The sequence below is a fragment of the Deltaproteobacteria bacterium genome, assembly GCA_020845895.1.
Taxonomy (GTDB): domain Bacteria; phylum Lernaellota; class Lernaellaia; order JACKCT01; family JACKCT01; genus JADLEX01.
On record JADLEX010000026.1, the window covers coordinates 1 to 11124 of the forward strand.

Below are 11124 nucleotides of genomic sequence, written 5' to 3' on the forward strand. Positions count from 1 at the left end.
AACTCTGCTCAGCCCATCGGATTTTGCGGATTAGGAAAATCCCGGATCCTAATTTGTCATCCCTGGGCGTACCAATTGCCGGTGACGCGCAAAATCAGTGCGCGAAAACCGCAGAGCGCTCGTTCAAGGCCAAGCACCCGAAAAATTTTCCGATGGAAGTGGCTCAGAACCCCTCCAGGCGTACAAAAATCGGCTTGGCGTACACGTTGCCCGCGCGCGCACTCGGTTGATTTTTCACGCAGACCCTCCGGATGCGCCCATTTCGGGCGTAATCGAAAATCCCGCCCCGTTTTTCGCATAAGACCTGTGAGGAAGAGCCCTTCTTCAACCACTCTTTTCTCCGGAGGCCTCCCATGCGCGTGAAAGTCCTGAAGCTCGGTCACAGCACCCGCGAATCCGAAGTCCCCGCCGGCTCCAACGTCCAGAACGTCCTCGACAAGGTCGACTTCGATCCCGCCGGATACTCCGTCACCATCAACGGCCTCGGGGCGTCGCTCTCCGCCGCGGTGTCCGACGGCGACATCGTCACGCTCGTCCCGAAGGTCGAGGGCGGCCGGCTCTAGACCCTTTCGCGAACGCACCCTCAGCACTCCCGCCACATTCCATCCCCAAAACGGCCGAAGGGTCGCGACGCATTCGTGAGTCCATCGTCATCGCGCAGTGAACGACGAGGGCCGGTGGGGAACCTGCCGGCCCGGAGGGTGCCAGTTCATTTTATCTCGCATACTCGCGTTGAGTTGAGTCGACGGATTCGATTGGGGCGCGCGGGATCCCGGTCGATCCTTGCCCGGCGGGTCGATCGGCGGGGCGGGTGGCCCGTTGACCTCGTCGTTCTCGTTTCGTAACCATCGTTCGGAAGGACGCGAGAAGGCGTCTACGCGCGACATGGTCAACGCTGTTTCGCAAGGAATCCGCAAGATTTCGCTTGTGCTATTGGACATGGATGTGGAATATACACACTGAATCCTGCGAAACGCGAATTGACGCAAGTCAATGCCAATCCGGGCGTTCGCGTACATGCTGGGGCGAATTCGTCCAAGGACGATGGAGGGGCGACGTGAAGGGAACAATTTTTGGGTTGTTGGTGGCCGGGCTTTTTCTCACTTTGATCGCGATGGGATGCGCGCAGGGCGAAGCGCCGAAGGCCTCGCCGGTCGGAGGCGGTAACACATCCGCTCCCGCAGCCACGACGGCGGCGGCTCCCGCGGCCGCAGCTGCGGTTTCCGAAGCGGCCATCACCGAGGCGAAAAATCTCTTCGCCACGCGCTGCATGCCGTGTCATGGGGCCGCTGGTCAAGGCGATGGTCCGGCCTCCAAGGGTCTGACGCCGCAGCCGCGGACTTTCCACGACGCGGATTGGCAGAAGGGCGTCACCGACGAGCATATCGAGAAGATTATTCAGTACGGCGGCGCGGCCGTGGGCAAGAGCCCGATGATGCCGCCGAATCCCGATCTGGTTGCCAAGAAGGAAGTTGTGGCGGGGCTCCGCCAGCACATTCGTGAATTGGGGAAGTGAATTTCGGTGTGGGGACGTTTCACTCTGCTGCGTGGAGGTTTGCGATGAAACAGGTGGGGGTCGTGCTGGTGGCTGCGGCTGTGCTCGCGGCGATCGCGTTTGCGTGCGCATCGGGTCCCGGCGGTCCGGCCGCAACGACGGCGGTAACCGGAGGAGCCGGGCAGAACATCCAGGAACTCATGAAGGCGCGCAATCTGAGCGAGGCCGATGTAGCGGCCGCGCTCAAGACGTTCACGCCCACAGGCGTGAAGGACGAGTACTACACGTTCGCCTCCGGCGGGCACGGTGGGCAGATTCTCGTAATCGGCGTTCCGAGCATGCGCATTCTAAAGACGATCGCCGTTTTCACGCCCGAGCCCTGGCAGGGATACGGCTACGGCGATCAGACCGATGCGCTGCTGAAGACCGGATTCCGCCACGAGGGCAAGCCGCTGTACTGGGGCGACACGCATCACCCGGCGCTCAGCGAGACCGCGGGCGACTACGACGGGCAGTATCTGTTCATCGGTGACAAGGCGAACGCCCGAATGGCGGTCATCAACCTGAAGACCTTCGTCACGCAGCAGATCGTCTCCTCCAATCTGATGGAGTCCAACCACGGCGGAGCCTTCGTCACGCCGAATACGGATTACATCATCGAAGCCTCACAGTACCCCGCTCCGCTGGGGATGAAGTACGCCCCGATCGAGAAGTACCAGGAAGCGTACCGTGGCGTCGCGGTGTTCTGGAAGTTCGACCGTGCCGAGGGCCGCATCGTTCCCGCCGAGTCGTTCGCGCTCGAACTGCCGCCGTACATGCAGGATCTGGCGGACGCGGGCAAGCTGGATAGCGACGGATACGCGTTCATCAACAGCTTCAACTCGGAGATGTCGTTCGGCGGCAACGCCGAGGGACGTCCGCCGATGGAGTCCGGCGCGTCGCAGAACGACATGGACTATCTGCACGTCATCAACTGGAAGAAAGCCGCGGAGGTCGTGAAGGCCGGAAAGGCCGAGACGATCGCGGGCATGAAGGTCATTCCCCTGTCCGTGTCGATCGAAGAAGGCTTGCTGCACTTCATTCCGGAGCCGAAGAGCCCGCACGGCTGCGACGTGACGCCCAACGGCAAGGAGATCGTGGTCGCCGGCAAACTCGACACGCACGCCACGGTCTACAGCTTCGAGAAGATCAAGGCCCTGATCGAGCAGAAGAAGTACGAGGGCAAGGACGCGTACGGCGTGCCGATCCTCTCGCTTCAGGAGTCGATGCGCGGCCAGGTGGAGATCGGTCTCGGACCGCTGCACACGCAGTTCGACGACAAAGGCAACGCCTACACATCGGTGTTCATCGAGTCGGTCGTGGCGAAGTGGTCGCTGGCGGACTTGAAGGTCATCGAGAAGATTCCGTCTCACTACAACGTTGGCCATCTCGTCGCAGCGGAAGGCGACACGGTGGCGCCCGACGGCAAGTACCTGATCGCCATGAACAAGTGGGCGCTGGACCGTTTCGCCGACGTCGGCCCGCTGCTGCCGCAGAACTTCCAACTCGTGGACATCAACACGCCGAACATGCAACTCCTGTACGATCTGCCGATTCCCAACGCGGAGCCGCACTACGCGCAGATGATCAAGGCGGACAAGCTCAAGCCGATCATCGCGTACACGCCCGCCGGTCAGGACGCGATCTCCGACAAGGCCGATCCGTTCGCGGTCGCCGGCGGCTCGGAGAAAGTCGAGCGCAAAGCCGACGGCGTTCACGTCAACATGACGGCGATCCGAAGCCACTTCACTCCGGATACGATCCGCGTGAAGAAGGGCGACCTGGTCCATTTCCACATCACGAACCTCGAACAAGCCCACGACGCCACGCACGGGTTCAGCATTGACTCGTACAACATCAATGTCAGTCTGGAGCCGGGCGAACACGCGAATGTGACCCTGAGGGCCGACCGCGAGGGCGTATTCCCGATGTACTGCACTGAGTTCTGCTCGGCGCTGCACCTCGAAATGGCCGGGTATTTTCTCGTGGAGCCCTGATCCACGGGAGGGACGATGCGAGCTTTTCAAGGGCGGAATCCGACCGGGCTTCCGCCCTTCCTTTTTCTTTTTCGTTTCCTGTTGCCGAAACCACGATTTCTCGGCGTACCGCGGATTTCATCGTCGATCGCGCTCACCGTGGTTGCGCTCGTCGCTTTCGGTGCGGCAGGCGGATCCACGGCGGATCGGTTCTCGGAAACGGTTCCGCCGCGTCCCGCGAATTGCCGGGCGATGAGTCCCGGTGACGACATCCGTTCCGCCATCGATTCCGCCCGGCCCGGCGAAGCGATCTGTCTGAAACCGGGACAATATGAGGGGCCACTTCTGATCGCGGATCGCGTGACGCTTTGGGGCGGGCGCGACGCGATCATCCGCTCGTCGGGCCTTGAAAACACAATCACCATGACGGGCGGCGGGCCGGCGTTACTGGGACTCACGGTGCAGGGCAGCGGATCGCGATTCGACAAGCAGGACAGCGCCATCCACGTGGTCGCCGACGACGCCCGTGTCGAGGGCGTGCGGATCACGGGGGCGCTGTTCGGCATCGTCGTGGACAAGTCGCGACGAGTCACGCTGCGCGGCAACACCATCCGCGGGACCGACGAAGAGCAGATTGGGCTGCGCGGCGATACGATCCGACTGTGGGAAACGTCCGATTCGCTGGTCGAAAACAATGTCGTGACGCACGGACGGGACGTGGTGGTTTGGTATTCGTCGCGCAATACGTTTCGCAAGAATGTCATCGAGAACAGCCGGTACGGCACGCACTTTATGTTCAGCCACGACAACCTGTGCGAAGAAAACCGATACGTCGGCAACGTCGTCGGAGTGTTCGTCATGTACTCCAAAGGCGTCTCGCTGCTTCGCAACGTGCTGGCCGCCTCGACGGGAGCGGCGGGTATGGGCCTCGGCCTCAAGGAGGCCAGTGCGCTGGTCGCCCGGGAGAATCACATCATCCGAAACGATACCGGCGTATACATCGACACGTCGCCGTTCGAGCCGGGCACCGTCGACGTGTTCGAGGACAATACGATTCAGCTCTGCCGCACGGCGATTCTTTTCCACGCGGCCACGACCGGCAATCGATTTTCCTCGAACCTGCTTCGCGGAAATGGGGAACAGGTGCGTGTCGATGGCGGCGGCGACGCGGCGGGATCGGAATGGCACGGCAACGATTTCGACGACTACCGCGGATACGATCTGGACGGCGACGGGTACGGCGACATCCCCCATGTTCAGCGAAGACTCTCCGCCGAGTTGCGCGCGACCTATCCGGAACTCGACTTTTTTTCGGGCTCCCCCGCGATGTTTCTCGTCAATGCGATGGCGGAGATACTGCCTCTCTATGCTCCCCGAACCATACTGACCGACGCGAGGCCGCGAATGAGCGCCCGGGCGCCGGGAGAAACCCATGCGGATTGAAACCCGGGGCCTTTCGCGCCGCTTCGGCAAGGTCGCGGCGTTGACCGACGTCACGCTCGAAATTCCATCCGGCGGAAAGATCGGCCTGATCGGGCCCAACGGCTCCGGCAAGTCGACCATGACGCGCATTCTCGTCGGCTTGCTGGCCTACGAAGGACGCGTCGAAATGGACGGCCTGTCCCCGCGTCGGGACCGTGGGAATCTGGCGGGAAGAATCGCATACGTGCCGCAGGTGGCGCCGAATCTCGCCGCGCCGGTCGGGGAACTGGTCGCGGCGATCGCATCGTTTCGCCGGATCGCGCCCGTGGAAGTTTTTCGGATCGGCGCCCAACTCGACATCGACATTGCCTCCCTCGCGGAGAAGCCGTTTCGACGTCTTTCCGGGGGCATGAAGCAGAAGATCCTCATCGCCCTCGCGCTGTCCGCGCGGGCCGATTGCTTCATCATGGACGAGCCGACCGCGAGCCTCGATGCCCAGGCTCGCGAGAAATTTTTCCGCCTTTTCGCCGAACGCTGCGCGGAGAAAACCGTCATTCTCTGCTCTCATCGTCTGGAGGAAATGCGTCATCTGGTCGACCATGTCATCGTGCTCGACGAAGGGCGTTCGTCGTATGCGGGAGACGCCGACCGCTATCTCGCCGCCCACGCCCTGAGCACCATCCAAGTGCGCGTTGCGCGCGACGACGCGGCGTCGTGGATTCGTGAACTGGGCTTCGCCCGGGGGGCCGGGGACTGGTGGTACCGTACGGTGGACCAGACCGAGAAAAACCGGTTGCTTCCCCAACTGGCCGAGCACCTCGGCGACCGCGTCGACAACCTTCATATCCGGGACCTCGAGTCCATTTCGATCGATCCCGAAAACGGTGCGTCATGAAAAAGTCCCTGCCCGCCATCGCGGTCGCGCTGGTCGTTCTCGCGGCAGTTTTCATCGCGATCGAGATTTCCGGGCGTCGCCCGGACGGACCCGTCGAGCCTTCATGGGACCGCGAATCCTGCGCTCACTGCCGCATGCACGTCAGCGAAAGGGCTTTTGCCGCGCAGATCCAGGACACCGACGGTCGCGTGTCCTTCTTCGACGACCCGGGCTGCCTTTTCGCGTATGTCGACAAGCGAGGGCCGACTCTGCACGCCGTCTATTTCCGGCACTTGGAGAAGGACGAGTGGATCGCCGAGGCGGATGTGGCGTTCAGCCCCGTTTCCGCTTCCCCAATGGGGTACGGCCTCGGGGCCGTTCGGGCCGGCACTCTCGGGACCATCCCGCTGGAAGAGGCGCGTCGTCGCGCCCTTGATCCTCACGATCCGGGAGACGGCCATGTCCCGGCGCACTGAGTTCGCGGCTTCCGCGAGGCTCGACCTGATGGACGCGCTGCGTTCCCGCTGGGTCGTCTCGAACGGGGTGTTGTATGCGATTCTCGCGACGGTCTTCGTATTTGTGGCGATGCGCGAATCGAACGTGATGGGTTTCACGGGGACGACGCGCGTTCTCATGTCGTTCGCGCACGCCCTGCTGCTGCTGCTGCCGCTGCTGTCGCTGATCGCAACAGGGTCTTCCCTGAATCGTTCGCGCGAGGACGGCGCGCTGGAGTTGCTGTTTTCCCATCCGCTCGCGCCCGGAGACTACTATCTCGCCGTCACCTCGGTGCGCTTCGTACTGGTCGCGGGGCCGCTGGTCGTTATCATGCTCGCCATGCCGCTCTACGCGCGCGTCGCGTTCGGCGACGACGTGCCGTGGGTCTTCGTCTTCCGCTCACTGGTCGTGTGCGTCTCGCTCGCGTGGTGTTTCACCGGCATCGGGATGTTCGTGTCCATATGGGTGTCGAGTCCGGCGAGGGCGATGACCTACGCGCTGCTGATTTGGGCCGCCTCCGTCGCCCTGCTCGATTTTGTGCTCATCGGACTCATGCTGCGCTGGCGATTGAACGCGCAAGCCGTGTTTTTGCTGGCCTCGCTGAATCCTGTCCAGGCGTCGCGAATGGCGCTCCTGGCCTTCGCCGATCCCGAGTTGTCCGTGCTCGGTCCCGTGGGGTTTTATCTCGCGGGAAAAATCGGCACGGCGAAGTTGTTTGTCCTCGGCTCGGCGTGGCCTTGCGTGTGCGGCGCGGCGGCGTGGTGGCTCGGCCGCCGCGCGTTTCGAAATGGAGATTTGGTCTAACCGGAGTCGGACCGGTCCGATGGAAGAGGGGATATTGTCATGAATGTCAAGGAATCGCTCGATCGCTTCTATCAGTTTCTGGAAGGGCCGATCCGCATGCCCGCGCGCATCGCGATGGCGCTGCTGGTGATCCCCTTGCTGCTCGTGTTCACGCAGCCCTTATGGAACATCTCGATGAAGGCGCCGCAGTATCCGAAAGGTCTGACACTCGACATCTTCGCCCACAAGGTCGAAGGCGGGAACAACGGGAACGACATCCGCGAGATCAGTACGCTCAACCACTACATCGGCATGGCGCCGATCAGCCGCGAGCAGCTTTCGGACCTCGACTGGATTCCATTCGCGATCGGCGTGCTCGTCATCCTCGCGCTGCGTGTGGCGGCCATCGGAAACGTGCGAATGCTGGTGGACCTCGCCGTGATGTCGATCTACTTCTCGTTCTTCGCGCTCGTCCGATTCGTCTATCGTCTCTATGTACTCGGCCACGACCTCGATCCGAGGGCACCGGTGACGGTCGATCCCTTCATGCCGGCGGTTTTCGGCACGAAGCAGATCGCCAACTTCACCGTGACGAGCCTGCCTCGCGCGTCGTCGATTTTCATGGGGATCTTCGTCGGAGGGACGATCGCGCTGATGCTGTGGCATCTGGTGGCCGGGCGACTTGAGTACGTTCGCGGCAAACGCGCGAAGTAGTCCGGATCAAGTCACCGGAAATTCCGCCGCAACTGAATCGACGCGGTCGGACCCACGAACGGCAGATTGAAGCCCGCGCCCTTCCACCAGGGATCGCCCGCCACCGCGAGGCGGACGTCCCAGAACGGATACGCGAAGATCCACATCCCGCTCGCGCCGACACGCCATCGAAACGTCATGCTGTCGGGAATTTCCACGTCGTTCATGCGGGCCGGCGCGGTGAGACGCCAGGACGAATTGACGCCGACGCTCCACCGCGCGTGCGGAATGAAGAGCCACGACGCCTTGACCGACTGCGCGTCGCCGGGATCGAATCGCTGGTCGGGCACGCCCGGTCCCGACGCCGGGATCGTGCGTTCGGGTCGATATCCGTAAGCGTAGTCGAGCGTCAGCGCGTGGGCGGGGGTGACGAACTTGGTCATCGTGATCCCCGGCGTGTACTCCCACGCCCCGTCGCCCATCTGATCGGAACCCGTGGGTTCCTCGCTCTCCTCGGGCGGGCGGCCGGTCGGAAACTTCACGCCGAAACCCAGATCCAGAAAGGGGATGAAGTCCGCCGGTGCGCCGCGGCCGAGACCGTTCAGGTTGTCCTCGGTGATCGTGACGCGGGTGCCCGCCGACGCGTCGCCGATTCCATACGATCGCGCTGCGGGAAGACCTTCGAGTTCGCGGTACTGTTCGCGCAGCGGGACCGCCGCGTAAATCTGCCACGCCGAAAACGCCTCGATCGGCCGGATTCCCCCGCCGATCGTCCAGACAAGATCTCGCGCGACGACCGAATCCAGGCGCTCGTATTCGGCGTCGGTGTCGTAGCGTCCGGTTGCCGCCTCGTAGCTGAACATCGTGGCCAGCACGGCCTTTTCGTATCGGCCGACCAGCGCGAAGTCCGCCGATCCCGTGGACACGCAGCATGGCTGCGCCATCGCCCGGCCGGCGACGGCGAGAAATAGGCACGCGACGGCGAATGCCGCCGCGCGCCCGGCGTGTCGCGCTGACAAGAGGGCTCCGTTACTCGACGTCGTAGGCGAGAACGAACATGTCCTCGGCGTCCGCGGTCGTCACGACGATCGTGAGTTCCCACGGGCCCGGCATGGTGTAGACGATATTGGTCGCGAGATACGCGCCGTCGCCCAGTTCCTCGACGACGGGGTCCTCGTCGGAGCCGTGGCCCATCGACGGCATGAACGGCGTGGCCTCGACCGTCGCGCCGGCCAGCGGGGCTCCCTCGGCGTCGAACAGCTCGATCGCGAGTTCGTTGTCGCCGGCCACCGGCGGATCGGGATCGGGCGTGAAATTGCCCGAGAACAGGCCGTTATCCGAGTCGACCGCGCCGCCCGAAGCGTCGTCGTCGCCGGAATCGTCGTCGGTCGCGTCGTCGTCCGCGGCCGCATCGTCGTCGTCATCGTCGTCGTCGCCGCTCACGCACGAGGCTCCGGCCAGTCCGGCCGCGAGCACGGCGAGCATCACACACACCGCAAGCCACCTTGGAAACATCGCACCCTCCATTGTCCGTGTTCGCGGAGGCGATCTGAACCGTCAACGCTCGCCGACGGTGATAATCCCTCTGCCGATTGTTCACAATGGATAAACGAATTGGCTTTGCGGTGCATTGATGGGAGTCAAATGGCACTTGCAGTTACTTCACGACTTGGGCTTGACCTCAGCGACACTGGAGATCATGCGAGGCCCCATTCGTCAGCACCCGCAGCAGCCGCTATCGTCGTCATCGTCGCCGGACCCGCCATCGGCATCGCCGTCAGCGCTGTCGTCGTCACTCGCGTCGTCGTCCGAGTCGTCATCGCCCGCGTCGTCATCCGCGTCGTCGTCCCCACCGGCCGGGGCGCACGCGCCGACATCGAGCCGGCGAAGAGCGTCCTCGACACCACCAGATGCGTTCATGCCGCCGGCCAAATAGAGGTATCCGCCCAGGCACGCCGCGGACGCGAGATAAGAGGGCGCAAAGATCGCACCGTCGTCCGTCCACTCGTCGGACGCCGGGGCGTAGGTCCAGAGACTGTCGTGCGTCGTTCCCGTGGCGTCGCGTCCGCCGAGCAGATACATGCGCCAGTCACCGTCCTCCTCGTCCCATGCGGTTGCGTAGGCGGCGCCGATGCGGGCAGCGGGCAGGTCCTCCATGCCCTCGTCGCTGAAAACCACGTCGTCCGCCGCCAGAACCGACGCGCCGGACACACCGTCCACGCCGTCAAAGGTACCGCCCGCAACGTAGTGATGACCGTCCGCCGACCATGCCGCCCCCAGCCAACGGGCGGTGTTCATGGGCGGACCGTTCGACAACGTATCGCCCTGCGTGTCGTAGACGCGAAGAGCGTTGTCGATTGCCGACGCCGTATCCGATCCGCCGAATAGCAAGACGTCCTCGTCGGATGTCGCGAACGCCCATCCTTGAAGTGCTACGCCGAGGATCGAACCGTCCGACCATGAATCGGTGATGGCGTCATAAATCGCGACGTTGAAATTGACATAGGCGGTTGCGCCGGAGATGAACGCACCGCCCAGGACGTAGATCTGGTTGTCCACGACTCCGCCGCCCGGCAGAAACGTCCCGACCAGAAGCGGCGTCCGCGCGTCCCAGGCGTCCGCGCCCGGGTCGTAACGCCACACGTCCGGCATCCCGTCGAGCCACGTCGAGTCCGAGCCGCCGATGTAGTAGAGATCGCCCGCGAGGGGCAGCAGCAGGCCGCCGTAACGCGCGGACGGAAGGTTCGCGCGCGACTCCCAGTCCGCCCCGCACAAAGCCAGAGCGAGGATCGCCGCGAGCGCGCAACGCAATCCCAGATGAAGTGGGGTGGTTCTCATCTCAAGCTCCCGCCGCACAGTCGATTCGGAATCGAAGGTATTGTCTCACGGGACAGTCCCGCGCACAAAGCGGCGCCGCGGAACCCCCGGGGAGTTCAGCGGTCGCACGTCTGGTGCCGTCGTCAAGAGCATCTCTGGACGCGCAGATACAGGGAGGACTCGACGACTTGGCTCGTGAGGTCGGGGAAGGTCTCGACGGAGTCACGTTCCCAAACTGCTGGACCATGGATAATCGATTTCGCCCGCGATCAAAAAAGAGGTTCCACAATCGAGAACGCTTGCCTGCGCGTATCAACAGTCATCACGGAGCCCGGATAATCCAGACGGCGGTTCCGGCGGAACCGTCGGGATCGCCGGAACAGGATTCGAAAGCGATCCATTCCCCATCGGGCGACCACGAGGGCGCGCCGTCGTACCCGTCGTAAAACGTCAACCGATCAAGTCCGGTCCCCTCCGCGTTTACGACAAAAAGATTCGCGTTCGCAAGCTCCCCTCTGTCGGAACTGAAA

The 11124-nt window shown here is 63.3% G+C and carries 12 protein-coding genes; 8 read left to right on the forward strand and 4 right to left on the reverse strand.

Annotated features, from left to right (window positions below):
• Window positions 1-353: 353 nt before the first annotated feature.
• From IT350_03125 to IT350_03160, 8 genes are all read left to right on the forward strand, one after another.
• On the forward strand, window positions 354-563 hold the full coding sequence (locus IT350_03125) for a MoaD/ThiS family protein (GenBank protein MCC6157017.1): 210 nt from the start codon (window positions 354-356) through the stop codon (window positions 561-563).
• 494 nt (window positions 564-1057) lie between these two features.
• Entirely contained in the window at window positions 1058-1516 is a 459-nt protein-coding gene (locus IT350_03130; GenBank protein MCC6157018.1) for a c-type cytochrome, read from the forward strand.
• Window positions 1517-1560: 44 nt separating this feature from the next.
• The gene (gene nosZ, locus IT350_03135) at window positions 1561-3531 is read left to right on the forward strand and encodes a Sec-dependent nitrous-oxide reductase (protein MCC6157019.1); all 1971 of its coding nucleotides are present in this window, start codon (window positions 1561-1563) and stop codon (window positions 3529-3531) included.
• 231 nt (window positions 3532-3762) lie between these two features.
• Window positions 3763-4953: a nitrous oxide reductase family maturation protein NosD gene (nosD, locus tag IT350_03140; protein ID MCC6157020.1), complete on the forward strand. Its 1191-nt coding sequence runs from the start codon at window positions 3763-3765 to the stop codon at window positions 4951-4953.
• A complete protein-coding gene (locus IT350_03145; protein MCC6157021.1) occupies window positions 4943-5827 on the forward strand; it encodes an ABC transporter ATP-binding protein in 885 nt (294 codons plus the stop codon). Before nosD ends, IT350_03145 begins: the two co-directional genes overlap by 11 nt.
• Window positions 5824-6282 (forward strand): hypothetical protein, encoded by a 459-nt coding sequence (locus IT350_03150; protein ID MCC6157022.1) that lies wholly within the window; start codon window positions 5824-5826, stop codon window positions 6280-6282. Before IT350_03145 ends, IT350_03150 begins: the two co-directional genes overlap by 4 nt.
• Entirely contained in the window at window positions 6266-7105 is an 840-nt protein-coding gene (locus tag IT350_03155; GenBank protein ID MCC6157023.1) for an ABC transporter permease subunit, read from the forward strand. Before IT350_03150 ends, IT350_03155 begins: the two co-directional genes overlap by 17 nt.
• A 39-nt stretch (window positions 7106-7144) precedes the next feature.
• The gene (locus IT350_03160; GenBank protein MCC6157024.1) at window positions 7145-7798 is read left to right on the forward strand and encodes a hypothetical protein; all 654 of its coding nucleotides are present in this window, start codon (window positions 7145-7147) and stop codon (window positions 7796-7798) included.
• 11 nt (window positions 7799-7809) lie between these two features.
• Here IT350_03160 and IT350_03165 read toward each other — a convergent pair whose 3' ends face one another.
• The 4 genes from IT350_03165 to IT350_03180 form a co-directional block, all read right to left on the reverse strand.
• Window positions 7810-8796: a hypothetical protein gene (locus IT350_03165; GenBank protein ID MCC6157025.1), complete on the reverse strand. Its 987-nt coding sequence runs from the start codon at window positions 8794-8796 to the stop codon at window positions 7810-7812.
• Between the two features lie 10 nt (window positions 8797-8806).
• Window positions 8807-9292, reverse strand: coding sequence for a FixH family protein (locus IT350_03170; GenBank protein ID MCC6157026.1), 486 nt, complete (start codon window positions 9290-9292; stop codon window positions 8807-8809).
• Between the two features lie 201 nt (window positions 9293-9493).
• A complete protein-coding gene (locus IT350_03175; protein ID MCC6157027.1) occupies window positions 9494-10615 on the reverse strand; it encodes a hypothetical protein in 1122 nt (373 codons plus the stop codon).
• Window positions 10616-10916: 301 nt separating this feature from the next.
• Window positions 10917-11124, reverse strand: a 208-nt coding sequence (locus IT350_03180; protein MCC6157028.1) for a PD40 domain-containing protein, incomplete at its 5' end; no start/stop codon positions are given.